The sequence below is a fragment of the Pseudomonas sp. R2-7-07 genome (assembly GCF_003852355.1).
Taxonomy (GTDB): domain Bacteria; phylum Pseudomonadota; class Gammaproteobacteria; order Pseudomonadales; family Pseudomonadaceae; genus Aquipseudomonas.
The window spans coordinates 4,575,479-4,601,665 of record NZ_CP027759.1 but is presented as its reverse complement, the minus strand read 5'-3'; the positions used below and the strand labels follow the sequence as shown (position 1 = coordinate 4,601,665).

General features: G+C 59.7%; 23 protein-coding genes and 1 pseudogene. 12 read left to right on the top strand and 12 right to left on the bottom strand.

The features are described 5' to 3' along the window. Window position 1: 1 nt before the first annotated feature. Entirely contained in the window at window positions 2-316 is a 315-nt protein-coding gene (locus C4J86_RS21125) for an MGMT family protein (RefSeq protein WP_256657927.1), read from the bottom strand. A gap of 193 nt (window positions 317-509) precedes the next feature. On the opposite strand from C4J86_RS21125, the gene C4J86_RS21120 reads away from it, so the two are divergent. The 5 genes from C4J86_RS21120 to groL all read left to right on the top strand — a co-directional run bounded on the left by C4J86_RS21120 (window position 510) and on the right by groL (window position 5,131). Then, the gene (locus C4J86_RS21120) at window positions 510-1,517 is read left to right on the top strand and encodes a DUF481 domain-containing protein (protein ID WP_124368221.1); all 1,008 of its coding nucleotides are present in this window, start codon (window positions 510-512) and stop codon (window positions 1,515-1,517) included. A 102-nt stretch (window positions 1,518-1,619) separates the two neighbouring features. After that, a complete protein-coding gene (locus tag C4J86_RS21115; protein ID WP_124371737.1) occupies window positions 1,620-2,351 on the top strand; it encodes a HugZ family protein in 732 nt (243 codons plus the stop codon). Between the two features lie 66 nt (window positions 2,352-2,417). Beyond that, entirely contained in the window at window positions 2,418-2,894 is a 477-nt protein-coding gene (locus C4J86_RS21110; RefSeq protein ID WP_124364241.1) for an FxsA family protein, read from the top strand. A 248-nt stretch (window positions 2,895-3,142) separates the two neighbouring features. Then, complete coding sequence (locus C4J86_RS21105; protein WP_124364240.1) at window positions 3,143-3,436, top strand: co-chaperone GroES; 294 nt, start codon at window positions 3,143-3,145, stop codon at window positions 3,434-3,436. Window positions 3,437-3,487: 51 nt separating this feature from the next. Next, window positions 3,488-5,131, top strand: a complete 1,644-nt coding sequence (gene groL, locus C4J86_RS21100; protein WP_057723897.1) for a chaperonin GroEL — start codon at window positions 3,488-3,490, stop codon at window positions 5,129-5,131. A 79-nt stretch (window positions 5,132-5,210) separates the two neighbouring features. On the opposite strand, the gene C4J86_RS21095 is transcribed toward groL, so the two are convergent. Beyond that, complete coding sequence (locus tag C4J86_RS21095; RefSeq protein WP_124371736.1) at window positions 5,211-5,930, bottom strand: phosphatase PAP2 family protein; 720 nt, start codon at window positions 5,928-5,930, stop codon at window positions 5,211-5,213. Between the two features lie 51 nt (window positions 5,931-5,981). After that, entirely contained in the window at window positions 5,982-7,931 is a 1,950-nt protein-coding gene (locus C4J86_RS21090) for an LTA synthase family protein (RefSeq protein ID WP_124371735.1), read from the bottom strand. A gap of 200 nt (window positions 7,932-8,131) precedes the next feature. Here C4J86_RS21090 and colR point away from each other — a divergent pair, with 200 nt between their 5' ends. From colR to C4J86_RS21065, 5 genes are all read left to right on the top strand, one after another. Continuing rightward, window positions 8,132-8,815 carry a two-component system response regulator ColR gene (gene colR / locus C4J86_RS21085; RefSeq protein WP_124364237.1) on the top strand — a complete coding sequence of 228 codons (684 nt, stop codon included), beginning with the start codon at window positions 8,132-8,134 and terminating at the stop codon, window positions 8,813-8,815. Next, on the top strand, window positions 8,805-10,085 hold the full coding sequence (locus C4J86_RS21080; RefSeq protein WP_124368216.1) for a HAMP domain-containing sensor histidine kinase: 1,281 nt from the start codon (window positions 8,805-8,807) through the stop codon (window positions 10,083-10,085). Before colR ends, C4J86_RS21080 begins: the two co-directional genes overlap by 11 nt. A 188-nt stretch (window positions 10,086-10,273) precedes the next feature. Continuing rightward, window positions 10,274-10,954 carry a class I SAM-dependent methyltransferase gene (locus C4J86_RS21075; RefSeq protein ID WP_124364235.1) on the top strand — a complete coding sequence of 227 codons (681 nt, stop codon included), beginning with the start codon at window positions 10,274-10,276 and terminating at the stop codon, window positions 10,952-10,954. Window positions 10,955-10,958: 4 nt separating this feature from the next. Then, a complete protein-coding gene (locus C4J86_RS21070; RefSeq protein ID WP_124371734.1) occupies window positions 10,959-11,678 on the top strand; it encodes a lipopolysaccharide kinase InaA family protein in 720 nt (239 codons plus the stop codon). Next, entirely contained in the window at window positions 11,675-11,902 is a 228-nt protein-coding gene (locus C4J86_RS21065) for a hypothetical protein (RefSeq protein WP_124364233.1), read from the top strand. The genes C4J86_RS21070 and C4J86_RS21065 overlap by 4 nt, the downstream gene beginning before the upstream one ends. Window positions 11,903-12,022: 120 nt before the next feature. On the opposite strand, the pseudogene C4J86_RS21060 reads toward C4J86_RS21065, so the two are convergent. The 5 genes and pseudogenes from C4J86_RS21060 to C4J86_RS21040 all read right to left on the bottom strand — a co-directional run bounded on the left by C4J86_RS21060 (window position 12,023) and on the right by C4J86_RS21040 (window position 20,101). Continuing rightward, window positions 12,023-15,061: pseudogene (locus C4J86_RS21060) on the bottom strand (multidrug efflux RND transporter permease subunit). Then, a complete protein-coding gene (locus C4J86_RS21055; protein ID WP_124372469.1) occupies window positions 15,058-16,212 on the bottom strand; it encodes an efflux RND transporter periplasmic adaptor subunit in 1,155 nt (384 codons plus the stop codon). The pseudogene C4J86_RS21060 and the gene C4J86_RS21055 overlap by 4 nt, the downstream one beginning before the upstream one ends. Before the next feature lie 262 nt (window positions 16,213-16,474). After that, window positions 16,475-17,575: a DUF1513 domain-containing protein gene (locus C4J86_RS21050; protein ID WP_124369017.1), complete on the bottom strand. Its 1,101-nt coding sequence runs from the start codon at window positions 17,573-17,575 to the stop codon at window positions 16,475-16,477. A gap of 2 nt (window positions 17,576-17,577) precedes the next feature. After that, window positions 17,578-18,642, bottom strand: coding sequence for an imelysin family protein (locus C4J86_RS21045; protein ID WP_124364232.1), 1,065 nt, complete (start codon window positions 18,640-18,642; stop codon window positions 17,578-17,580). A gap of 31 nt (window positions 18,643-18,673) precedes the next feature. Then, window positions 18,674-20,101, bottom strand: a complete 1,428-nt coding sequence (locus tag C4J86_RS21040) for a di-heme oxidoredictase family protein (protein ID WP_124371733.1) — start codon at window positions 20,099-20,101, stop codon at window positions 18,674-18,676. A gap of 139 nt (window positions 20,102-20,240) precedes the next feature. Between C4J86_RS21040 and C4J86_RS21035 the strand changes: the two genes are divergently transcribed. Beyond that, a complete protein-coding gene (locus tag C4J86_RS21035; RefSeq protein WP_124371732.1) occupies window positions 20,241-20,804 on the top strand; it encodes an NAD(P)H nitroreductase in 564 nt (187 codons plus the stop codon). A gap of 170 nt (window positions 20,805-20,974) precedes the next feature. Here C4J86_RS21035 and C4J86_RS21030 read toward each other — a convergent pair whose 3' ends face one another. From C4J86_RS21030 to C4J86_RS21020, 3 genes are all read right to left on the bottom strand, one after another. Next, window positions 20,975-22,405 carry an amino acid permease gene (locus C4J86_RS21030; RefSeq protein WP_124372468.1) on the bottom strand — a complete coding sequence of 477 codons (1,431 nt, stop codon included), beginning with the start codon at window positions 22,403-22,405 and terminating at the stop codon, window positions 20,975-20,977. A gap of 144 nt (window positions 22,406-22,549) precedes the next feature. Beyond that, window positions 22,550-23,602 carry an ornithine cyclodeaminase gene (locus C4J86_RS21025; protein WP_124371731.1) on the bottom strand — a complete coding sequence of 351 codons (1,053 nt, stop codon included), beginning with the start codon at window positions 23,600-23,602 and terminating at the stop codon, window positions 22,550-22,552. 48 nt (window positions 23,603-23,650) lie between these two features. Continuing rightward, window positions 23,651-24,685: a histone deacetylase family protein gene (locus tag C4J86_RS21020; protein ID WP_124371730.1), complete on the bottom strand. Its 1,035-nt coding sequence runs from the start codon at window positions 24,683-24,685 to the stop codon at window positions 23,651-23,653. Between the two features lie 119 nt (window positions 24,686-24,804). Here C4J86_RS21020 and C4J86_RS21015 point away from each other — a divergent pair, with 119 nt between their 5' ends. Further along, window positions 24,805-25,305 carry an Lrp/AsnC family transcriptional regulator gene (locus tag C4J86_RS21015; RefSeq protein ID WP_124371729.1) on the top strand — a complete coding sequence of 167 codons (501 nt, stop codon included), beginning with the start codon at window positions 24,805-24,807 and terminating at the stop codon, window positions 25,303-25,305. A gap of 40 nt (window positions 25,306-25,345) precedes the next feature. Here the strand turns inward: C4J86_RS21015 and C4J86_RS27455 are convergent, their stop codons facing one another. Further along, window positions 25,346-26,101 carry a methyl-accepting chemotaxis protein gene (locus tag C4J86_RS27455; RefSeq protein ID WP_372238023.1) on the bottom strand — a complete coding sequence of 252 codons (756 nt, stop codon included), beginning with the start codon at window positions 26,099-26,101 and terminating at the stop codon, window positions 25,346-25,348. Window positions 26,102-26,187 lie beyond the last annotated feature (86 nt).

Below are 26,187 nucleotides of genomic sequence, written 5' to 3'. Positions count from 1 at the left end.
TCTAACCGCTGTGCTCTACCGGGCGCCAGCCATGGCGCTGAATATCAACGCGATTGTTCAGGATGCTGACACCTTCGCTGCGTAAACGCGCACGTTGCTCGTCACCTGAGGCGCTGCCCACCGGCAGACTTATCCGACCACCGGCACCCAGCACCCGATGCCAGGGCAGTCGGGTGTCTGCGGGAAGCTGGCTCAGGGTACGCCCGACCCAGCGTGCGGCGCGCCCCAACCCGGCCAGGTGCGCCAACTCGCCGTAGCTTACGACGCAACCTGCGGGCACTTGCGCCAAGGTCAGGTACAGCGCGGTGCGGCGCATGTCGGCGGGGCTTTGCGGGGTGTCGGCAGGTTCATTCACTGTGGGGCTATCCGTTGAGAACGTCGGTGTTTTTGTAAGAAACGTCTGTAAACTTGGTGTCGCGTATTGAACTCAATATAAATAGTTGAGTCAGTTCAGGCTATCTCACACGATAGCGTCTTCCTTTCGCCAACCCCGAGCCCCGTATCTGCTTATGTTGTCCAGAACCCTGCTGTGCCTCGCTGTCCTCAGTGCTTCCACGCCCTTGCTCGCCGATACCGTCTGGTTGAAGAACGGTGACCGCCTGACCGGCAAGATCAAAGTCTTCGACGGCGGCAAGTTGCTGATCCAAACCAGCTACGGGGGCGCCATCCCGGTGGATTGGAAGCAGGTGAAAACCCTGGAGAGCGACCAGGAGTTGCTGGTCAAGCAGGACGCCTATGCCGGTGAAAAGGCCAAGTCCCTCAAGCCGGCGGAGGATGGCAAAGTCGTGCTGGCCAATGGCGAAGCGCCCAAGACCGTGGACCTGGCCAGTATCCAGCAGATCCTCAAGCCCAAGCCTGTGATCGAAGACCTGGTGTGGAAGGGCAACATCGACCTGGCGCTGGACTACAAGCGCGCCGACAAAGACACCAACGACTACGACGTCGACTTCAAGACCTCGGCCCGTCACGGCCAGTGGCGCCATACCGGCAAGGGCGAATACAACCGCGAATTCCAGGACGACGTCACCACCACCGATAACTGGGCCCTGGAATACGATCTGGACCGCTTCATCACCGAGCACTGGTTCTGGCAGGGCCGCCTGACCTACAAGCGCGACAAGGTTGAAGACCTGGCGCGCCAACGCACCGTCGGTACCGGCCCGGGCTATCAGTTCTGGGACGATGAACTGGGCGCGTTCTCCCTCGGCTCGCTGATCAACCGCACCGATTACGAATACGCCGATGGCGGCAAGGACAACTTCTATTCCCTGGCCATGAAGTGGAACTACAACCGCTACCTGGTAGGCAAGACCGTGGAATTCTTCACCAACGGCGAGCTGGGCAAGCCGATTGACGGTCCGGCCGAGTATGCCCTGGATGCCGAGATGGGCCTGCGCTACAAGGTCACCGAATGGGCCTCGCTCAATCTCAAGGCCGAGCGCGACGTCATCAGCGGCGACTCCGACAGCAGCTTGAGCAAGACCCGCTACACCGCAGGGTTTGGCGTGGCCTGGTAACGCGGCATCGAGCACCCTGGCAACCTGCGCGGATATTGATTACCTTGTGTTGAGATCCATTCCCATATGCCATGGGCGGCGAAACAACCCAGGAGTCATACATTGAGCGCGCACGTTGCCAGGAACGCCCGAGAGCTGTTGCTCAAGGAATACCGTGGGGCCTTGGCCACACAATCCAAAGCCATGCCCGGTTTTCCCTTCGGTTCGGTCGTGCCGTACTGCCTCGACGAGCAGGGCCGCCCGCTGATCCTGATCAGTCGCATCGCCCAGCACACCCACAACCTGCAGAACGACCCCAAGTGTTCGTTGCTGGTGGGTGAGCGCGAAGCTGACGATGTGCAGGCCGTCGGGCGCCTGACCTACCTGGCGCAAGCCGAAAAACTCGACGACGCCGCTGCGATCGAAGCCGCCGCCGAGCGCTATTACCGTTACTTCCCCGAGTCGGCCAACTACCACAAGGCCCACGATTTCGATTTCTGGGTGCTCCAGCCGGTGCGCCACCGGTATATCGGCGGGTTCGGCGCGATCCACTGGGTCGACCACCTGACCTTGGCCAATCCGTTCGCGGGCAACGCCGAACGCAGCATGATCGAACACATGGACAGCGATCACGCCAAGGCCATCGCCCATTACGTCAACCTTGCCGGTTTACCGACGACCGAGCCTGCGCAACTGGCCGGCATCGACAGCGAAGGCATGCACCTGCGTATCGGCCAAGCCCTGCACTGGCTGCCGTTTGGCGAACCTTGCAACACGCCGACACAAGTACGCGAAGCCTTGGTTTCATTGGCTCACGCCGGATCCTGGCCGAAAAAATCAGACGTTAGTGCTTGAATTCACGAAAAGGCGACGTCATCTAAGGTGAACTAGCAAGGCATTCTTGCGTTGAGGAACCATTTGATGCGCCCTTTTTTGTTGCTTTTTCTATTGTTTCCGGTGCTGGAGCTGTTCGTATTCGTTCAAGTCAGCGGTGCGATCGGATTTTTCCCGGCACTGCTGCTGATCATTCTCGGCTCGATGCTCGGCGTGCTGGTGCTGCGCGTCGCCGGGCTGGCGACGGCACTGCGTGCCCGTGAAAGCCTGAACCGCGGCGAGCTGCCCGCCCAGACCATGCTCGAAGGCCTGATGATGGCCCTGGCCGGTGGCCTGTTGATCCTGCCGGGTTTCATCAGCGACGTGGTGGGCCTGGTCATGCTGCTGCCGGTCACACGCAAATTGCTGGCCGGCAAGATGCGCCAGCGTGCCGAAGAAGCGGCCCTGCGCCAGCGTGCTTTTGCCGACGACCTGCAACCCCGTGGCGGCCCGGCCCCGCGCCAGCCCCTGGGGCGTGAAGGCGATGTGATCGAAGGCGAATTCGAACACCGCGACAACAAATAACCGCTTCACCGGCACGGCACCTTCGGGTGCCGTGTTGCATTTCATCCTTGGGCAAACACAAAAAATTTACTGCGCTGGCCCTTGTAATAAGCCTGGGCGCCCTTATGTAACGGTCACCGCAAGGTTTCTGGTGGTGACACTAGACAGACTTCCGCGGTTCGCCCAGCGAGCCGCGACCGGCACCGCCGGAATTTAACCCGCCGGAATTGATACCGGCCGATGAAAAACACAATTAGGAGAGATCGACAATGAAGCTTCGTCCTCTGCATGACCGCGTCGTCATCCGTCGCAGTGAAGAAGAAAAGAAAACCGCCGGCGGGATCGTTCTGCCAGGTTCGGCTGCTGAAAAAGCCAACCACGGTGTGATTCTTGCTGCGGGTCCAGGCAAGGCTCTGGAAAACGGTGAAGTACGTGCGCTGGCCGTGAAAGTGGGTGACAAGGTTGTTTTCGGCCCTTACTCCGGCAGCAACACTGTGAAAATCGACGGCGAAGACTTGCTGGTAATGGCTGAGAACGAAATTCTCGCCGTACTGGAAGACTGATTTCCCCGCTCATTTTCCCGTTTACTCCAAAGTATTTAAGGAATATCGATCATGGCTGCTAAAGAAGTTAAATTCGGCGACTCCGCCCGCAAAAAAATGCTCACCGGTGTCAACGTCCTGGCTGACGCAGTAAAAGCGACCCTGGGCCCGAAAGGCCGTAACGTGATCATCGAGAAGAGCTTCGGCGCTCCGACCATCACCAAGGACGGCGTTTCCGTCGCCAAAGAAATCGAACTGGAAGACCGTTTCGAAAACATGGGCGCGCAGCTGGTCAAAGACGTTGCCTCCCGTGCCAACGATGACGCCGGTGACGGCACCACCACCGCGACCGTACTGGCTCAGGCCATCGTCAACGAAGGCTACAAGGCCGTTGCTGCCGGCATGAACCCGATGGACCTCAAGCGCGGTATCGACAAGGCGACCATCGCCATCGTTGCCGAGCTGAAAAACCTGTCCAAGCCATGCGCTGACACCAAGGCTATCGCTCAGGTAGGTACCATCTCCGCCAACTCCGACAGCTCCATCGGCGACATCATTGCCGAAGCCATGGAAAAAGTCGGCAAAGAAGGCGTGATCACCGTTGAAGAAGGCTCGGGCCTGGAAAACGAACTGTCGGTTGTAGAAGGCATGCAGTTCGACCGTGGCTACCTGTCCCCGTACTTCGTCAACAAGCCAGACACCATGGTTGCCGAGCTGGACAGCCCGCTGATCCTGCTGGTCGACAAAAAGATCTCCAACATCCGCGAAATGCTGCCAGTGCTGGAAGCCGTTGCCAAAGCCGGCCGCCCATTGCTGATCGTTTCCGAAGACGTTGAAGGCGAAGCCCTGGCGACCCTGGTTGTGAACAACATGCGTGGCATCGTCAAGGTTGCAGCCGTCAAGGCTCCAGGCTTCGGCGACCGTCGCAAGGCCATGCTGCAGGACATCGCCGTATTGACCGGCGGTACCGTTATCTCCGAAGAGATCGGCCTGAGCCTGGAAAGCGCCACCCTGGAAAACCTGGGTAGCGCCAAGCGCGTGACCATCTCCAAGGAAAACACCATCATCGTTGACGGTGCTGGCGTTGAAGGTGACATCGAGTCGCGTATCGCTCAGATCCGCGCTCAGGTAGCCGAAACTTCCTCGGACTACGACCGTGAAAAACTGCAAGAGCGTCTGGCCAAGCTGTCCGGTGGCGTTGCAGTGATCAAGGTTGGCGCCGGTTCCGAAGTCGAAATGAAAGAGAAGAAGGCCCGCGTTGAAGACGCCCTGCATGCAACCCGTGCAGCCGTTGAAGAAGGCGTGGTACCTGGCGGTGGCGTTGCGCTGATCCGTGCTCTGGAAGCCCTGACCAACCTGACCGGCGACAACGCTGACCAGAACGTCGGTATCGCTGTACTGCGTCGTGCCGTTGAAGCACCGCTGCGCCAGATCGCTGCCAACTCCGGCGATGAGCCAAGCGTTGTGGTCAACGAAGTCAAGAACGGCAAAGGTAACTACGGTTACAACGCTGCGACTGGCGTCTACGGCGACATGATCGAAATGGGCATCCTGGACCCAACCAAGGTGACGCGTTCCGCGCTGCAAGCGGCAGCCTCCATCGGCGGTCTGATTCTGACCACCGAAGCTGCAATCGCCGACAAGCCTAAGGCTGAAGGCGCTGGCGGCGGTATGCCAGACATGGGCGGCATGGGTGGTATGGGCGGCATGATGTAAGCCAGCCTTACCCGGCTAGTTAAAAAACCCCGCCTGCAGCGATGCAGGCGGGGTTTTTTTATGGGTGTTGCGCAAGCCGTCAACGGGACGTGGCGGGCTTCGATGGCCGGTACAACAGTAGGCAATACATGCCCAGGCAGATCAGCCAGCAGAAAATCGCCGTCCACACGTTGTGGGAAAAAAAGTGCGCCCCTTGCAGCATGCGGCTCACTGAAAACACGCTGCCCAAGCCCAGCGCAAAGATAAACGCGTTGCGCGCCATGCGTGGCCGGCGATCGCGCAGGGCAAAAAACCAGGCGAACAAGGCAAACCCGGTTGCCGCATGTCCGCCGGGCCAGCAGCGACCGGGTTTATCGGTCGGCGGGCGAGGGCTAAGCAGTTCGCTGTAAATTTCCTGGCCACCGAATTCCTTGAGGCTCCAGGGGCATTGCACGGCGGTGATGGTCTTCAACGGCGCCACGAAAGCCGTCGCCATTGCCAGGGACAGCACCAGGCAGACCAGTTCGCGGCGGTAGGGCTTGAGTCGCTGCAGGATGAAGCTGCCGACCAGCCCGAGAATCGCCAGTACCGAAAACAGGATCACCAGTTGCTTGGCGCGATCATGCAGGATGTCTTCGAGAAAGAAGCTATAGCGGCCGATGAAGCCGCCTTGCTCGGCATCGTAGAAGCGTTTGGCCAGGTCCATGTCCAGCGAGGTCAGCTGCAGAAGCAGCAAGACCAATGCGGCGCCGACGGGGAGGCCCAGACACAGCCAAAAATTAAGCGGTTTAGAAACGGGTAGGGAGGCGGGGGGCTTCATGACGGACCTTGGTAAAAAACGTCCCGTACTCACCCGCACGGGACGTTTTGATTAGCGTGTGCTCAGGGCTGGGGCCTCTTCCTTGGGGGCTCTCCAACTCAGCAGTTGTTGCTTGTAGTCGTAGCTGGCGGCTTGGTAATAGGTGATCGCCCGCTGGATTAACGGGTCGTCGCTGCCGACGCGCAGTTCCTGGCTGTCCCCCAGCGCCTGGTCATGCCGACGCAGGCCTTTGCGCGGGCTGAGAATCGCCAGGTTCGTGCCGTCAAACAGGCCCAGGTGCTGGTAGTTGCCGACCACCACGCGCGGTGGCAGCGGGTTGTCTTGCAACAGGTTGCGGCCGAAGAACGTCGATTCGTAGCTCAGGTTGATCAAGCCCAGCAGCGTGGGCGCCAGGTCGATCTGGCTGGCCAGTTGCGCGGTTTCCCGGGCGTCGATCAGCTTCGGTGCATAGATGAACAGGGGGATCTGGTAGTTGGTGATGGGCAAGTCTTCCTTGCCTGCACTGCCGGCGGTGTGGTCGGCGACGAACACGAAGATCGTGTTATCGAACCAGGGCTTCTGACGCGCGGCGTCGAGGAACTGGCCGATGGCGTAGTCGGTGTATTTCACCGCGCCGTCACGGCCCTTGCCGGATTTGATATCGATACGCCCGTCCGGATAGGTGTAGGGACGGTGGTTGGAGGTGGTCATCAACTGCAGCAAAAACGGCTGCTGCTTGGCGTAGTCGGCATCGGCCAGATTCAGGGTTTGTTTGTACAGGTCCTCGTCGGCCATGCCCCAGGCGTTTTTAAACGAGATTTGCGCTTCGGGCACACTGCTCTGGTCGACGACGCGATAGCCATTGCCGCTGAAAAACGCATTCATGTTGTCGAAGTAACCGCGCCCGCCGTAGACGAACACGCTGTCGTAGCCAATGGCGGAAAGCTGCTGCCCCAGGCTGGCGAAACCGCTTTCGCGGCCGATGCGCTTGACGATAGAGCGCCCAGGCGTAGGAGGAACTGCCAGGGTGATGGCTTCCAGGCCACGGTCGGTACGCGTACCGGTGGCATAGAAGTTATTGAAGTACAGGCTCTGTTGGCGCAGCGCATCGAGGTTGGGCGTGAGGTGGCGCTCGTCGCCGTTGCTGCCCATGTATTTGGCGCTGAAACTTTCGATGGTGACCAGCACGATATTGGGCTTGCGCAGCGTGCCTGGGTTGGTGATGGCGCGGCGGATATCCAGGGGGTCCTGGTCGATGAAACGGGCGTTGGGCTCACTGAGTTCGGCGCGCAATTGCTTGGCGACGACATCGGTTGGCAGGCTTTTGTAGAACTGCGTGTAGTCCAGTTCGTTGTTACGGAACGCGGCAAAGAACTGATAGGGGCCATTGCTGGCCAGTTCGTTGTTGTAGGCGTTGCCACCTTGGGTGCGCGGGCTGTCCTGGCTGATCAATTGCAGGCTGAGGCCGGCGACCACCAGCAAGGCCACGGCATTCACCAACCGGCCACGCAGCGCCGGCAGGGGCGCGGCCATCGCGGCGTTGAAGGGCTTGCGCAGGGCCACGCTGAGGATCAGCGCGAGCATCGCCAGCAGGCTGAGCAGCTTGCCGATCGGGTAGGACTCCAGCAGGTTGTTCAACACCTCGTCGGAATACACCAGGTAATCAACGGCGATGAAGTTGAAGCGCACGCCGAATTCATCCCAGAACAGCCATTCGGCCACCGACGTGAACAGCATCGCGAACAGGCTCACCGTGAGCAGCGCTTGCAGGAACCAGCGATGACCGCGACGGCGCCACAGCGCCGGCGGGCACAGCAACAGGTACAGCCCCAGCGGCAACGCCGCATAGGCCAGGAAGCCGAGGTCGTAGAGCAGACCCACGCCGAACACCGGCAGCAGGTTACCGCCGACTTCATCCAGGTGAGTGATGAGCAGCACGCTACGGGTGAGCAGGAAAACAACCAGCCAGGCGCCGGTTATCAACAGCAAATAGCGCACAGGCGCGGTTTTGGGGAGCCCCATGTCAAATTTCCTTTTATCAATGGCGGCGATCTTCACGCTGACACTGTAGTCAGTTTGTGAAGCTATAGTGAAAAACTCGTTTGGCTGCCCAATCAGTTGAAAACCTTTATCGACGGGCCTCGCCGCTCTATCCCTGAGCCGCACTTGGCCTTAAGCTGCGCGAGCCAACACGGCCGTTACCGCGTACGGAGACACTGCCCATGCGAATTTTATTGGTTGAAGACAACCGCGATATTCTGGCCAACCTGGCCGATTACCTGGGGCTCAAAGGCTACACAGTGGACTGTGCGCAGGACGGTTTGTCGGGCCTGCACCTGGCCGCCACCGAGCATTACGACTTGATCGTGCTCGACATCATGCTGCCCGGCATCGATGGCTACACCCTGTGCAAACGCCTGCGTGAAGATGCACGCCGCGACACCCCGGTGATCATGCTCACCGCCCGCGACCAGTTGGATGACCGGCTGCAGGGCTTCAAGTCCGGGGCCGATGACTACCTGCTCAAGCCGTTCGCCTTGTCCGAACTGGCCGCGCGCATCGAAGCGGTGCTGCGCCGGGCCCAGGGTGGCGGGCGGCGTGTGTTGCAAGTGGGCGACCTGCATTACGACCTCGACACCCTGGAGGTCACGCGCGAAGGGCGCATGCTCAAGCTCAACCCGGTCGGCCTGAAGCTGCTGGCAGTATTGATGCAGAAAAGCCCGCACGTATTGCGTCGGGAAATTCTCGAAGAAGCCTTGTGGGGCGATGATTGCCCGGACAGCGACAGCTTGCGCAGCCACGTCCACCAATTGCGCCAAGTGATCGACAAACCTTTCGCCAAGCCGCTGCTGCAAACGGTGCACGGTGTGGGTTATCGCCTCGCCGAGGGCCGTGATGGAGTTTAAGCAAAGCCTTGCCCAGCGGATCATCATCGCCTTTGCCTTGATGAGCGCGTTGGTGGCGGGGGCTTTCGCCATGGGCATCGTCGCGACGGTGCACCTGGTGGAAGAGAAGTTGATTTCGGCGGGCCTGGGCGGCGATCTGCAACGGCTGCTGTTGATGGACAGCATGGAAGACTGGCGACACCGGCCGGAGCCTGACCAGTTGTTTTATTTCAGCGGCGGCCCCGGCGATTTCGAGCTGCCCAAGGACCTGCGGCATCTGGACCCAGGCTTTCATGAAGTGTTTCGCGAGTCGCTGTCATACCACGCCATGGTCGAGGTGATCGATGGCCGGCGTTATGTGCTGCTGCAGGACCAGAGCGATTTCGAAGAGCGCGAGCGCGTCCTGTTTGCCGTGGTGCTGGTGGGCTTCGTGCTCAGCCTGGCGTTGGCGGTGTTTCTCGGCTGGGTGCTGGCGCGCAAGGTGATGGCGCCGGTGGTACGGCTGGCGCGCCAGGTGCGCCATCGCGACCAGTTGCTCGGGCTTGCGCCGCCACTGGCACCGGATTATGCGGCCGACGAAGTGGGCGAGTTGGCGGTGGCGTTCGATGCCACCCTGGGTCGCTTGCGCCAGGCGCTGTCTCGCGAGCAGTTGTTTACCAGCGATGTGAGCCATGAATTGCGCACACCCTTGATGGTGCTGGCCAGTTCCTGCGAGCTGCTGCTGGAGAACCCGGCAATCGATCAACGGGGGCGCAACCAGGTCCAGCGAATCGCCCGGGCCTGTGAAGAAATGCGCGAGTTGGTGCAGACCTTCCTGATGCTGGCCCGTGCCCAGCATGACGATGCCGCCATGTCGGCCCAGGTCAACCTGACACAGGTGGCTGAGGACCTGCTCGGGATCTGGCGCGGGCCCATCGAGCAAAAGGGCCTTGAACTGATCTACTGCCCAGGCAATCCGCTGGATACCCGCTACAACACCACCTTCCTGCATGCGGTGATGGGCAATCTGTTGCGCAATGCACTGCATTACACCGAGCAAGGGTTTATCCGCCTCACCCTGGAGCCCAGCGGTTTTGTGGTGGAGGATTCCGGCGTGGGCATTCCTGAAGACAAGCGTGAGGCGATGTTCGAGCCGTTTGTGCGGGGCAGCGAGAAGCGCGGCGAGGGGCTGGGCTTGGGCTTGTCGCTGGTGCAGCGCATCTGTGAGAACCAGGGCTGGAGCGTGACCCTGAGCACCATGGAGCCCAATGGTTGCCGTTTTCATGTCGAATTGGATCAAGTCAAAACCTGACCGCTTAGTCTGACAATTTGCTGCTGCACGACGCCGGTTTTTCAGCGAAGATGGCCCGATGCTACTGAATGTTTCTGTAAAGTCTTGAAATGTATGCAATTGGACAGGACAAGTTTTTCACAACGAGTTGACTTGTTGATCACAGTTCGCTGCTTAGGGTTGTAGGCATCAGTAATTGGAGATGTAAGATGCCTTCGCCGATCAAGTTAGAGTTTTCTGAAAAGTACGACGATAACCACGCTCACCGCTATTTGCTCAAGCATCAGGACAATCTGGCCCGCCGGTGGTCCCACAAACGCGACGAGCAGCTGGCGCGCGCGGCGCTGGCCATGGCCGGTGAGCCAAGCCTGGTGTTAGACCTGCCGTGTGGTGCTGGCCGGTTTTGGCCGTTGCTGGCCGAGAAACCCAACCGCGTGATTATCGGGGCCGACAATTCGGCGTCGATGTTGAAGGTCGCCACGGTGGCCCAACCCCCGGAAGTGGTGAAACGGGTACGTCCTTTGCAGACATCTGCCTTTGATATCGATTTGCCAGATAATTCGGTCGACAGTATTTTCTGCATGCGCTTGATGCACCACATCGGTGACCCAGCGCACAGGATGACAATACTGCGGGAGTTTCAACGTGTTACCCGTGACAGCGTGATTATCTCGCTGTGGGTGGATGGCAATTTCAAGGCTTGGAAGCGTAAGCGCGCCGAAGTGCGTCGTCGTAAGAAAGGTGAGCAGGAAGGTTACCAAAACCGGTTTGTGTTACCGGCTGCTACTGTCGAGGCAGAATTCGAGCAGGCCGGTTTCCGGGTTCAGGAATCCCTGGACTTCATGCCGCTCTACGCCATGTGGCGAGTCTATGTATTGCGTAAGAGGTAACAGGATGGCAGTTGAGTGCGTAGTCGGCAGTCATGTAGCTCCCGAAGAACGATTTGATTTTTTCTGGCGCCAGCAGGGCGAATGGGTAGAAGAGCCCAATCGTCGGCGTGGCGGTGAAAGTGGCGTACAGCGGGTGGTCAGTTCCAATGGCCGTTTGCTCTACTGCAAGCGCCAGACCGGCCACATCTACCGCAGTTGGCTGCATCCGTTTGGACGTCCGACCGTGTTGCGTGAACGTGATGCCCTCAGGGGCCTGCGCTTGCTCGATGTACGGGTGCCGGAGATGGTGTTCTGCGAGGCGCGACGCGACCCCGAACATCAATGGAAAGCCTTACTGGTGACCGCTTCGCTGGACGGTTTCGACGAGATCGAAAACTGGTACGCCGCCGGTGGTCGCGAGCAATACGGCGAGGAGGTGCATGAACGCCTGCTCAAGGAGCTGGCCGGGACCCTGGCGCGCATGCACAAAGGGCGCTGGCAGCATGGTTGCCTGTATATCAAGCACATCTTCGTACGGGTCACCGGCGAGGGCGATGCGGTGACCGTGGAAGTGGCGTTGCTGGACTTTGAAAAATGTCGCCAGCGTCTGACCGCTTATCGGGCCGCCTCCCACGACATGCTGCAATTGCGCCGCCATTCGTCGTGGAACGACACCGACTGGAAAAAACTCAGCTACTTTTATGAGACGGCGTTTGGCAGCGCTATCAAGGGTTTAACCAAATGAAGCTAGAAATAGCACGAGGTGTGTTCCTGGTCGGGGCGTTGGGCATTGCAGCCCTCGCCCTGGCTGCGTGGGAACAGCCTCGCACACAGGTACTCAGTGCGGCGCAAGGCGGTGGGCTATGCCTGCAGCCACGTGTCGCCAAGGTCAGTGTGGCGGCCAAGCCCGATCATGAATTGCTGTTATTCATGTTCGGGATGTCTCAAGCGATGAGGCCGCAGAGTTGAAACGATTGAACCCCCCAGGAAGGGCTTCGCGATGCGAGGCCCTTTTTTTTGGGACTCAGCGGGGGCAATCGGGTGAGCGCAAGTCACTGCAGTGAACTGAAGGCGCACTCACCGATCACGCTATTGAAGGGGCACGTTGTCAGCTTTGGTCAGCGCCGTGTACACCGTCGGCAGGACGAACAGGGTGAATAGGGTACCAATCGACATGCCGGTGGCGATCACCATGCCGATATCGAACCGACTGACCGCACCCGCACCGCTGGAAAAAATCAGCGGGACGACGCCCATTACCGTTGCCAGCGTCGTCATCAGAATCGGCCGCAGGCGGATCGCAGCCGCTTGTTCGACCGCAGCGCGCGCACACAGGCCTTTTTCCTTGCGCAGTTGATTGGCGAACTCGACGATCAGGATGCCGTGCTTGCTGATCAAGCCGATTAACGTGACCAGCCCGATTTGCGTGTAGATATTCAGGGTGGACCAACCCAGAAACAGTGCGATCAATGCACCGCATACCGACAGCGGTACCGTCACCAGTATCACCAGGGCATCGCGCAGGCTTTCAAACTGCGCCGCCAATACCAGGCCGATGAATGCCAACGCCAGGCCAAACGTGCCCCATAGCGCATTTCCCTCCTGCACGAACTGACGTGTCGCGTTGCGGTAATCGAAGGTTTAGCCCGCTGGCGCCTCCTCCTGGGCGATGGTTTGCAGGGTCTGCAGTGCGTTGCTCATACCCACAATCGGAAAGGCCGACACCGTGACTGAATTGAGCTGTTGAAACTGATTCAACTGCCGTGGCCGAACCTGTGGGCTGGAGACTGTGGTCAGCGTCGACAAGGGCAGTAATTGACCCTTGGCGTTTTTGACTGCGTACTGGCTCAGCCAGGCTGGGTTGTCCCGATAGCTGCGCTCCACTTGAGCAATCACTTTGTAGAGATGACCGTCAATACTGAATCGGTTGATTTCCGCTTCAGCCAGCAGGGTGCTCAAGGTCAGGTCCAGATCCTCCATGGACACGCCCATCTGGGCGGCCTTGGTCCGGTCAATTTCGACCGTTACTTCAGGTCGGTCGAAGGCCAGGTCGATATCCACGTAGGCAAACTTTCCTGAGTCGATCGCGCGTTGTTTGATGCGCTCGGCCACGCCGATCATCGAGTTGTGGTCCTGCTGGGAGCTGATGACAAAGCCAAAGGGCAGCCCTTCACCTGTGCCTGGCAAGGAAGGCAGGTTGAACGCGAAGACTTGCAGGCCGGGGTTGTTGTCGAGTTTTTCACGCAAGGTTGTCAGGACGCTCATCTGTGTACGTTCACGTTCCTCCCAGGGTTTGAGCAGGAAGCCGCCAACGCCTGAATGTACGCCGTCCAGGCCGTTGATCTGGAAGGATGCCTGGTATTCGGGAAAGGTTTTGAACGGTTCGATAAAGTCCTGGGTGTAGCGGTTCAGGTACGCCAGGTTGGTCGGTTGGGGCGCATTGGACAGGATAAAAATCAGGCCCTTGTCCTCGTCGGGCGCCAACTCCGAGAGGGTGAATGTGAGCATGACTGGGATCAGGCAGAGTACGAGCGCGGCGAATACCACTACTACGGACTGCGCTTGCATGATCTGGTGCAGACGGCGCTGATAGCGCGTTTTCAACGCGTTGAAGAATCGGTCCAGCACCCGCGTCAGGCCCTGTGGCTGTGTTTCAGGGCGAAGCAAAATGGCACACATCATCGGTGACAGCGTCAACGCCACGATCCCGGAAATCACCACAGCGCCGGCCAGGGTCAGGGCAAACTCTTTGAACAGCGCCCCGGTCAGGCCCTGCATGAAACCGATGGGTGTATAGACTGCGGCCAGCGTGATGGTCATCGACACCACCGGGATGCAAACCTCTCTTGCCCCCTTGATCGCGGCCTCAAGTGGGGATTTACCCTGTTCGATGTGGCGGTGAATGTTTTCCATCATCACGATGGCGTCATCGACCACCAGGCCGATCGCCAGGACCATGGCCAGCAGCGTCAGGACGTTGATGGAATAGCCCATCAGCTGCATGAGGAACAAGGTGCCAATCAGCGACAGCGGAATGGTGATGACGGGAATGATCACCGAGCGCAAGGAGCCCAGGAACAAAAACACCACCAACACTACAATCAGTACGGCTTCTACCAGGCTGGACAGCACTTGGTCGATCGAGGCATTGATGTAAAGCGTCGAATCGTAAGCGATATCCGAATGCAAGTCGGGCGGGAGCTGCGATTGCAGGTGTGGGATCAGTTCGCGGACACGCTTGCCTAACTCCAGGGGGTTGGCGTCGGGTGTGGCTTGAATACTGATATAAACCGCAGGGGTGCCATTGAAGGTGCTGAAACTGTCGTAATTTTGCGAGCCCAGCTCCACGCGTGCGACGTCTCCCAGGCGCACCTGATTGTCGCCGTCGGTTTTCACGGGAATCGCACTGAACCCCTCGGCCGATTGCAGTTCAGTGTTGGTGGTCGCACTGGTGACGACATATTCGCCGGTAAGGTCCCCCGCGACAGATTGTACGTTGTAGCGTCTGATTGCCTGGGTCACGTCAGCGGCGCTCAGACCAAACCCTGCGAGTTTTATCGGGTCGAGCCACAGGCGCATGGCGAAGCTCTGGCTGCCGATGATCTGCGCTTGCGCCATGCCCGGCAGTGTCACCAGTCGCGGCTGGACCACGCGCTGCAGGTAGTCCGTGATCTGAGCATTGCTCATGGTTTTGCTGGAAAAACTCAGGTACATCAGCGCGGTGCTGTCCACTGCAACTTTGCTCAGCACCGGATCCTCAATCCCGCTGGGCAACTGGTTCCTGACTTCATTGGACTTGGCCAGCAGCTCGGTGAACAAGCGGTCACTGTCGGCGTCGAGCCGACTATAGATAGAGATAATCGAGATATTCTGGCGACTGGAAGACGTCATATAGTCGATGCCTTGTGCGCTGGCCAGGCTTTGTTGCAAGGGTTGTGTGATGTAACTCTGGATAGTGTGCGCACTCAGACCCGGGGCGACGGTGGTGACAGTGATCAGCGCGTTCTGCATCTGCGGAAACTGGCGCAGCTGCAGTTTTTCGTAGGCCTGCCAGCCCAGCAGCACGATCAACAGACTGACCACCACGGCCAGTACCGGGCGACGGATGAACCGGTCGGTGAAGGTCATTGTGCGCCCTCCTGATGTGGCATCGGTCGCCCATCCGGCTGGCTTCGGTCAATACTGATACGCACGGGGGTGCCGTGTTTCAGTTTGAGCTGGCCGGCGGTGACCACCTGTTCGCCCTTGTTCAACCCCTTGGAAACCACCACCAGGCCATTGCGACGCTCGCCCGTTTCGATCAAGCGCTGCTCGGCTATCAGTTGCGGTGTATCGCCGGTATCGGGGGCCTGCGGCTCGCCGTTGTTGCCTCGGGTTATCACGTAAACGTACTGACCATAAGGGTTGAAGGCGATCGCACTTTCCTGGATCACGGTTTGCGCAGTCGGTTCGTCCAGCAGCACCCGTAAATGGGCGAACATTCCCGGGAGCAGGTCGTCGCGTGGGTTGGGCAGCGTCGCGCGCACCAGCACATTTCGCGTGCTGTCATCGACGATCGGGTTGATGGCGCTCACCTCGGCGACGCTGAAGGTGCCTGGGCGTGCCGAGACCTCAACCTGAACCGGCTGCCCGATCCTGATCAGTTGAACGGCTTGCTCGGGCACATAAAAGTCCACGTAAAGGCGGCGTGTGTCCTGCAGGCTGGCGATAACCTGGGTACTTTGCAGGTAATCACCCACGTTGACCTGGCGGATGCCGATGGTGCCGGTGAAAGGGGCGGTGATGTGTTTCTTTTCCAGCGCTGCGGTGCGCTGTGCAACGAGGGCAGTGTTGCGGTTGAGTTCAGCACCGAGCCGATCGAATTCGCCTTTGGAGATGGCGCTGATGTCCACCAGTTTTCGACCGCGCTCAAAGTTCTGACGGGCCAGGCGCTGGTCGGCCTTTGCCACGTCCAACTCTGCCTGTTGGGTTTGGTGCTCGAGCTGCAGCAGGGTCTGTCCAGCCTCGACCCTTTGCCCTGACTCAAAGTGCAACTGTGTGACGACACCGGGCACCTCAGTGCTCAGGTTGATACCTTGCAACGCCTTGAGCGTGCCCGCGGCAGGCATTTGGCGCTGCCAGGGGATTTCAAAGGCATTGGACGTCGCCACACTGACGGGTGGCGTTGGCCCATGCAAAAGCTGCAGTTGCTGATAAACCCAGTACGTCTTGTAGCCGGCGAGCATCAGCACGACTGACAGAACGAGGCTGAGCATGATAATCATCCGGCGGCCCGGCATGGTCATAATGGAGTCCTTGTGAAGACGTGTGCAGGGTTAACGAAGCGCGAGCACGCACGACCAGGCGGCACTGCGCTGAGCGCCGCAGTCTTCGTCAGAACAAGGAAGGGGATAAGGGGTAGCTTCGCAAGTTGTTGTGGGACAAGTCTCTCGGATGAGAAGCAATTCCACAGACTGCGTAGGCGATGTGCCAGGCGTTGGTGGTTGTCGGCGGCTAGGCTCCTTGGCGTCGGCGCAGGAGCCTTGAGATCGAGGCGGGGGGTTACGTCATAAGGTGCAGGTGGTTATCCCATAACCCTGCAGGCAAGGTCAGCGGCGTCGCTACCGGCTGTTTCTGACGGCAATCGTATAGGCGGCAGCGCCCCTGGCCCGAGGTCACGACAAAGCCGTCCGCCACCGCGCCGACCCCGGCGCAATCGGGCAGCGGGCCGTCCAGGCGCAACTCGCCACTGTCCATGTCCCAGATAAAAAACCGATTACCACGCGGCGCCGTCAACGCCACCAGCCGCAGCTCACTGTGCACCGCGACGCTGGCGGTGTAGTGCCCCATCGCCTGCAACTGCGCATCGGCCACTGCAAAGGCCACGAATGGCTGGCCCGGACGCTTGATCGCGAGCAGCTCGGAGCGCTCCTGGGACGGCCCCATGAACTGCTGCCCGGTGAGGATGGTGCCATCGCTGGCGATTCCCATATGGCGCACGCTGTTCATCTGCTGGCCCAGGGTTTCCTTGCTGATCAGGCTGCCGTCGCGGTGCATCAGCACCAGGCTCGGCTCCATGGCATTGAGGTTCATCTCCACGCGGCTTTCGGCTTCGGTACGAATGCCGCCGTTGGCCACCACCAGGGTTTCGCCATCGGGCATCCAGGAGACCTGGTGCGGGCCGATGCCATGGGTGGAGATTTCCCCGCTGTGCACCAGCCGCTCGCCTTCGAACCGGTACACCCCGAGCAAGCCACGGCCGGGATCGGACGTGTCGTTCTCGGTGGCGTACAGCCAGTCACCGCTCTTGTGGATCACCGCGTGCCCATAGAAGTGGCGATTGGGGTTCGAGGTGATGGTCTGCAGGAGCGCGCCGTCACGCAGGTCTACCAGGTAACTCTCGGTGCCCGGGCGGCGGGCGACGAACAGCGCGATCGGCAGCGTCGGGTGGTTGACGATGTCGTGGCAGCGCTGGCCGACCTGGGTGGCGAACACCTGCGTGCCGTCCAGGCGATAACCGACGGCGTAGTGCTTGCCGTCGGCGTCATCGCGCGCCGACAGCAGCAGGGGGCTCTTGTCTTTCTGCTTGAACAGCGTCCAGCCGCCCAACGTCAATGCACTGAGCAGCACGCTGCCTACCGCCAAAGCCTGTCGCCTGAGCATCATCAGTCACCGTCGTTGGCGTTGAAGCCCAGTTGGATGCCCAGCGCCTTGGCCAACTCGCCTTCATGCAGGCGATGGACCACGTTGAGGCTGTCGTAGAGATCATTGAGCTGCTGGCGCCCGGCGTCATCGTTCAACAGTTCGTTGAGGGAGCGCTGGTTGCTGGCGAACAGTTTCAATGACGCGGCATACGCGGCGTCGATCTTGTCGGCCAGGGCTTTCTGATCGGCCGGCAACAGGCCGCGCAGGCCTTTGTTGTCGACGCCTACCCATACGGTCTGGGCCGCCGCGAGGCTGGCTTCCAGGCTCTGCAGGGACGACTGGCTGCGCCACGCATCGGCCTGGAACGGTTGCGGGATGCCCTTGGTCTGGCGGCCCATCGGCGTGCCGAGTTTTTTCTTCAGGGTATCCAGGGCGGTCACTTGCACGCGCAGCAGGTCGGCAATCGCTTCGTGGGAATCGGCGTAGCGCTGGTTCGGAAACTTGCTCATCTGCGCCAGCATGCCGTCGGTGCTGTTCCAACTGGCCAGGATCTCTTCGGCCAGGGCTTTCTGGCGTTCGCCGATGGCCATCAGCAGCGGGCAGTAACGGGCTTTCTGGGCTTCGTCGGCGACGTCAGGCTTGGCGTCGTAGAGGATATATTCGTAGGCCGACAGGCCTTGCACCACCACGCTGGATTTAGCGAGGGCGGCGCCGTCGATCTGTGGCTGGCTGGCGACCAACTGTTCGACCTGGCGACCCACCAGATTTTTCTTGTCCGGCCAGAACTGCACTTGCCATGCGCGGTTGCCTTCAGCCAGCGGGCCGATCAGCAGCGGTTGCAGCTCGGCCCAGGCTTTTTGCGCGTGGAGGAAGTCGGCACGGGCGGTGTCCAGGCTTTCCTTGCCCTGGCAGTAGGCCAGGGCGCTGACGGCCAGTTGGCGGTCGGCTTCAACCCAGCGGCTGTAAGTGGGCAGGATGACTTGCTTGGCGATGGCCGCCGAAGTCACCGCTTGCGGGTCCTGGGGCGAGCAGGCGCCGAGGGCGAGGGCGGCCAGGCTGGTGAACAACAACTTGGGACGGAACATGTCGAGCTCCCTTCTGTAATTGGGGCAAAGCTTATAGAGAATTCAGAAATGCCAGCAACGCGGCGCGCTGCTCGGCGTTGAACGACAACACATGCTGCTGCGCCGCTTGCGCTTGCCCGCCATGCCAGAGCACGGCTTCGAGCAGGTTGCGGGCGCGGCCGTCATGCAGGAACTGGGTGTGACCACTCACGGTTTGCGTCAGGCCGATGCCCCACAACGGCGGGGTACGCCAGTCGCGGCCACCGGCCTTGAATTCGGTACGGTTGTCGGCAAGCCCTTCGCCCATGTCGTGCAGCAGCAAGTCGCTGTAGGGGCGGATCACTTGATTGGCCAGCTCAGGTTCGGCGGCGTTGGCGGCCGTGGTGAACGTCGGCTTATGACAGCCCTGGCAGCCGGCCTGGTAAAACAGGTTTTTGCCGGCCAGCACCTGCGGCGCATCGACGTCGCGGCGCACCGGCACGGCGAGGTTACGCGTATAGAACAGCACCAGGCGCAGGATGTTGTCGCTGACTTCCGGCTCGCCTTCGGGGCCGTTGCCGTTTGGTGCCTGTTTGCAGGCGACTTGGGCGTCGGTGCAGTCATCGAAGGGTCTCAGGGAGGTGGTGAGGCCCATATCACCAGAAAACGCGTGAACATTTTGTTGATTGAGGTTGGGTTGCCCGGCTTTCCAGCCAAATCGCCCCAGCACGGTTTTTTGCGCGGCGTCATCCCACACCCGATTCGCCCGGCCGACGATGGCCTCACGGTCAGCGGTTTTCGGGCCGGTGTTGCGCAGAATATCGGCGTCGCTGATGGCTTCGAGCAGCCCCAGGCCGATCATCGGCGGGGCGATGCGTGCAGAGAAACGTGTGTCGGGGTGCATCGGGCCGTAGCCGAGCTGGGTGATCTGCAGGTCGGGCTTGCGTAACTCGACCACCGTGCCGTCCTTGAACTGGACGTTGACCGGTGTGTAATCGACCCGCACCTTGCCTTCCGGCGCCACGCCGGGCACGGCCATGTCCTGCAGTTGCCCGCCGTAGACCGGCTCGGGCACTACGCCGAGCTGTTCGATGAGTTTGGCGTAAGGTGCAGCATCAGGGATAGATAAGCGGACCAGCATCGACACGGCATTGGGCGCATCGGCCAGCGGCGGGTGGCCCCGGCCGTCCTTGATATGGCAGTTCTGGCACGCGTTGGTATTGAACAGCGGGCCCAAGCCGTCACGTGCGGTGGTGGTCGAGGGCGCGATCACCCAGGGGCTGCGAAAGAAACTGTTGCCGACGCTGAAGTCCAGGCGGCGGGTGGGCGCCAGGTTGGCCGAGGGCAGGGAGAAAGCGTTCTGGTCGCGCTTGTTCACCGTGGTAGCACCGCCAGCGCGCGCTTCACCCGGCTCGGCCTGGGTAAACTGCGGGGCGTCGTCGCAGGCGGTCAGGCCCAGGGCCATCAACGCTGCGCACAGGTGAAGTAGCGAACGGAACATCGAGTTTCCTGAACGAAGGCGGAAAATGTGGGGGCAAAGTCTAACAGGGCGGGGCAGTTTGAATAAGAGCAATTATCGTTTGGTGGCATCCCGATTCATTCCGCTAGAATGAGCGCACATTTTTTTCTGGAGGTGGCCAATGCAGGCTCTCGACGCTTTGCTCAACCGTGTTTCCGTGCCGCGTTTGCTGGAACCGGCACCGACCCAGGAGCAGCGCGACGTGCTGTTCGCCGCCGCCATGCGTGCGCCCGACCACGGCCAACTGCGCCCGTGGCGCTTCCTCACCGTGGAAGGCACGGCCCGTGAGCAGATGGGCACGCTGCTCGCCGAAGCCGCCCGCCTGCAAGACGCTGATGCCCCGCAAGCCGCCATCGACAAAGCCCAGAACGGCCCGTTGCGCGCGCCGCTGGTAGTGGTGGTGATTGCCCGTCTGCAGGAGCACTTCAAGGTGCCCAAATCCGAACAACTGCTGGCAGCCGCCTGCGCGGCCCACGGCATTCTGCTGGCGGCCTACGCCCAGGGGATTGGCGCGGTGTGGCGCACGGGTGAGTTGTCCTACTCGGCCCACGTCGCCAAAGGCCTGGGGCTGGTACCCGGCGAGGAAGTGATTGGCTTCCTCTACCTGGGCACCCCCCAGAACCCGCCGCGCACCGCGCCGAAGGAAGACCTGACTCCATTCGTCCAAGCCTGGACCGGTCTCTAAGGTTTTTGTAGGAGCGAGCTTGCTCGCGAAGAACTCAGGCCCACTCGTTTATCCAGAATGAACGCGTTGTCTGGGCGTTTTTCGCGAGCAAGCTCGCTCCTACAAGTAGTAGGATTGGCTCCCGATAGCGCGGGTACATACCAGGCAGCTCTTGGTGAGTCCGAGTTTCACTAGGGCTGCGCGATTGTCGCGTTCTGCCTGCCAGGAACAGCGTCAGACGTTGGCTTCAAGGCGCGAGTCAACTGATAAGCAATTGCCAGCCACACGAACCATCCCGGCATGACCATCAGGGCGATACGGGTATCAGGTCGCAACGCCAGCAAGCAGAGCACAAAGCCCAGGAACGCCAGGGAAAACCAGGCCATCGGCACCCCGCCAGGCATCTTGTAAGCCGACTTTTCATGCAGGTCAGGGCGTTTTTTGCGATAGGCAATATAAGACGCAAGGATCGTCGACCAAGTGAAAATTACCAGGATCGCCGACACGGTAGAGACGATAGTAAATGCTGTCATGACTTCCGGAACGACGAACAGCACCAATACACCCACCAGCATCAGCAACGTCGTGAACGCCAGGCTTAACAGCGGCACGCTGTTACTCGATAGCCGTCGGAATACTCGTGGTGCGTTATCTTGGTTGGCCAACCCGAACAGCATACGGCTCGATGAAAATACGCCGCTGTTTGCCGATGATGCCGCAGAAGTCAGTACCACAAAGTTGACGATACCGGCTGCTGCGGGGAACCCTGCTACAAGAAACAGCTCGACAAAGGGGCTCTTGATTGCAGACACCTGCTGCCAGGACGTCACAGCAATGATGCAGATCAGGGCCAGCACGTAGAACAAGATGATCCGTAGCGGAATCGAGTTGATTGCCTTGGGCAGGGTTTTCTCCGGAGATCGAGTTTCGGCGGCGGCTGTGCCGATCAACTCGGTGCCAGCGAAGGAGAAAATCGCCATTTGAAAGCCGGCGAAGAAGCCGAACAATCCGTTAGGGAACGCCGCCTGTTTATCCACCAGGTGACTCAGGGACGCGGTGACGCCACTGGGGGAAACGAAGGAGTTGGCAATCAGCACGCTGCTGACGCCGATCAGGGTCACCACCGCAATAATCTTGATGATTGCGAACCAGAACTCCACCTCACCGAACAACCTGACCGTCAACACGTTGAGCGCGAAAAGGGTCGCCAGCATCCCGACGGCGGGTATCCATGCCGGTACGTCGGGAAACCAATACTGGAAAAATCCGCCGACCACGACGGCATCGCCAATCACCGCCACGCTCCAGCTCAGCCAGTACGACCAGCCGAGGAAGAATGCCGCGCGCGGGCCGAGGTAGGCACCGGCGAAGTCGGCGAAAGTTTTGAAGTTGAGGTTGGACAGGAGCATTTCGCCCATGGCACGCATGACGAAAAACACGAACAGTCCGATGATCATGTAGATGAGGATGATCGACGTCCCGGAGAGGGCGATGATCTTCCCGGAGCCCATGAACAGGCCGGTACCGATGGCACCGCCCATGGCCATCAACTGGATGTGACGATTGCTCAGCGTGCGCTGCAGCGCGGGCTGTTCAAGCAGCCCGGAGGGATTCGATTTCATTGCAAAACCTCTTGATTTTATGTTTTTGAGTTTTGGCAGAAAGTAGGTATCGGGCGTTCTTGTTAGAAAGGCAGCGGCCAATCACAGACATGCCTGGAGGGTGAATGGCCCCCTCGCCAAGTGGCTGGGGGCGGTCATTACCGATCAGTTGACGGTGCGCAGACGCGAGGCTTTGGCCGGTTGCGGATCCAGCAGTTGAAAGAGATTTTTGATGTTGGCCGGCGTCGGTACCAGGTGGATGCGTTGACCGATTTGCTGTGCCTGAGCCAGATCATTGAGGTAGCGCAGTGACGAAAAGTCTTCCAAGGCAAAGCCCACCGAATCGAAGACAGTCACCTGCATATCGTTTTCGCGTCCGGCCACTTCGCCCTGCGCAATCCGGAAAAATTCGATCACGGGGGAATCGGCTTCCAGTTGCTGAATGTCGCCCTCAATGCGTGTTTGCGGCTCGAATTCGACGATGACCCGAGCTTTGCGCAGGATATCGGCATGCAGTTCGGTTTTACCTGGGCAGTCACCGCCGACCGCATTGATGTGCATGCCGGGCTCGATCATGTCGGGGGTCAGAATCGTTGCATAGGCTTTGTCGGCGGTGACCGTGGTGACGATATCTGCGCCTTTGACCGCTTCCTTCACGGAGCTGGCCAGAATGACTTCAATGTCCGGGAACATCGCGAGGTTGTGCTTCAACTTGAGGGACGCGTCGTGATCGATATCGAAGATGCGGATTTCGCTGATGCCCAACATTTCATGGAAAGCGAGCGCCTGAAATTCACTCTGGGCACCGTTACCGATGAGAGCCATCGAGGTCGCATTCGAGCGAGCCAGCGATTGCGCCACCAGCGCGGACGTTGCGGCGGTACGCACGGCGGTGGTCAAGGTCAGTTCGCTGAGCAGGGTGGGATAGCCACTCTGCACCTCGGCCAGAACACCGAAGGCCATGACCGTCAGCAGGCTCTGCTGGCCGTTGTGCGGGTGGCCGTTCACGTATTTGAATGAATACTGCTGGCCATCGTCGGTGGGCATCAGTTCGATGACACCTGCTGCCGAGTGGTTGGCGGTGCGTGGCGATTTATCAAATTGCGACCAGCGTGCGTAATCGGCGTTGATGTAGGTCGCCATGTCACGGATAGCGCGTCGGATGCCTACTTGTGTGAACAGGCGTGCAGCATCATCGACATCTATAAACAGCGTCATGTTTTTATTCTCCGTTGCAGAATTGAAGGCCGTTTAGCGAGGGATGGCTCAGTTGCGTTTGCTCTCGAATCCGTGCAGCACGTTGACGGCGTTGATGCCGATTTCATCGACCATGTAACCCCCTTCCATCACGAACAGGGTGGGGCAGCCAACGCTGGCAATAAGCTCTCCGATCCCGATGAAATCCTCGCTTTCCAGCAGGAAGTGGCTGATGGGATCGTCCTTGAATGTGTCGACTCCCAGTGAAATCACCAGCACCTCTGGCGCAAAGTGCTGGAGCTTCTTGCAGGCATGGAGCAGGGCGTTGCAGTAGCTTTCCCAGGTGGTGCCTTTGGGCAAGGGGTAGTTGTGGTTGAACCCCTCGCCGAGGCCGGCGCCGACTTCGGTGCTGAAGCCTGAGTAGTAGGGATAGGAAACGGCCGGCTCGCCATGCAGCGAGACGAACATCACGTCACTGCGGTCGTAGAAAATGTTCTGAGTACCATTGCCATGATGAAAATCGACATCCAATACCGCGACACGTTTGGCGCCTTGGGTAATGGCTTGCTGTGCGGCAATGGCCGCGTTATTGAGGTAGCAGTAGCCACCCATGTATTCGCGCGCTGCGTGATGTCCCGGCGGGCGACACAGTGCGAAAGCGCTGTCGTGGCCTTCATCGATCAGGGCAAGGCCGGTGAGGGCGATATCGGCACTGGTTTTTACGGCTTGCCAGGTGGTTGCAGTAATCGGGGAGCCGGCATCCATGGCGTAGAAACCCAGCTTGCCGTCGATGAAGGTCGGTACTTGATCATTGGCCAGGTCGCGCACGGGCCATACCAGCGGCAAAGCATCGTGAGTACGTCCGGTTGCGCACCATTGTGTCCACGCGCTTTCCAGAAAACTGACATAGCGCTCGCTGTGCGCGTTGACGTAGCACGATCGGTCAAATGCGCGCGGTTCGATGATCTGGCCAAGGCCGACCTGCTTGACGCGGTCATGGACGGTATCGGCTCGACTGGGCTGTTCGAACGACGGTTTGAGTACGCCGTCTTTTAATTCTGTGCCGTGGTGCAAACGGTGGGAATCACTAAAAACTGTAAACATTCTGCGCATCCGTTAATGTGAGCCAGTGCAAATATTCTGTTCTGGCCAGGAGGCGATTTCTTTGCTTTGTTTTCGATGATTAGTAGATTTATCGGGTGTTTTTACTCAGGAATGGCGTTATGCAGAAAAAAATTTCCAAACGCATCAGCCTCGACCAAACCGACCTCGCTATCCTTGAGCTGCTGCAGGAGGATGCGAGTATTTCCAACGCCGAGCTCAGTGAACGACTGTCGTCAAGCCTGACGCCTTGTTGGCGAAGGCGTAAGAGAATGGAGGAGGCGGGCGTCATAACGAGCTATCAAGCCAACCTTGATCGACGCATGCTGGGGTTGGATATCATGGCGTTTGTGCATATCCGTTTTTCGACCCACGCCGACCATGCGCCCGACGCCTTTGAGGCAGTGATTGCGCAATTACCGCAGGTGTTGGCCTGTCACAAGATCACTGGCGATGCCGATTATGTGTTGCAGGTGTTGGCGAAGGATCTTGATAGCTACAGCGACTTCGTCGAGCAGGTGCTCAGGCGTCAGGTGGGGATTGCGTCCATCCAGTCCAGCCTGGCTTTGCGTGAAGTCAAGTCCAGTAGCCGCATTGCGATACCAACACTGGGAAAGGATTGAGCGAGGGCCAGCCCCCTCCCACAGTGAGGTGTGGTGTTATTTAGACCTTGAACTGATCCATCAACTTCATTTGCTGGCTGGCCAAAGCATTGAGCTGGCTGCTGATGGCTGCCGATTCGGTGGCTTGGCCGGTGAGGGTTTCGGTGACGGTTCGGATCGCGGAGACGTTGCGATTGACCTCTTCTGCCACCGCGCTTTGCTGTTCGGCGGCGCTGGCGATTTGCAGGTTCATGTCGCTGATCACCGTCACCGCGTCGCTGATTTTGCCCAGGGCCTGCACGGCCTGGTGGATCTGCCCGGCATTGCTTTGGGCCTGGTGCTGGCTCGAATGCATGGTCGCCACCACGCCACGGGTGCCGCTCTGGATACGTTCGATCACCAGGCGAATTTCCTCGACCGAATCCTGGGTGCGCTTGGCCAGGTTACGCACCTCATCGGCCACCACCGCAAAACCACGTCCGCTTTCCCCGGCGCGCGCCGCTTCGATCGCCGCGTTCAACGCCAGCAGGTTGGTCTGTTCGGCGATGCTGCGGATCACTTCCAGGACTGAACCGATCTGTTCGCTGTTGACGGCCAACGCTTCGACTTCGCCGACGGCCTTGCTGACTTCTTCAGCAAGCGTGGTGATATCACGAGTACTTTGTTCGATGATCGACATGCCTTCGCGGGCCGACTGATCCGCACCGCGTGCCGCGCTGGCGGCGTTGGAGGCGCTGTTGGCGACGTCATGGGCGGTGGCGCTCATCTCGTTGGACGCGGTGGCCACCTGGTCGATTTCGCGAAATTGCACCTGCATGCCTTCGCTGGTCTGGCGCGCAATGGCCGAGGATTGGTCGGCAGTGCCGCGCGCTTCGGTGATGCTTTGTTTGATCTGCGCGATGG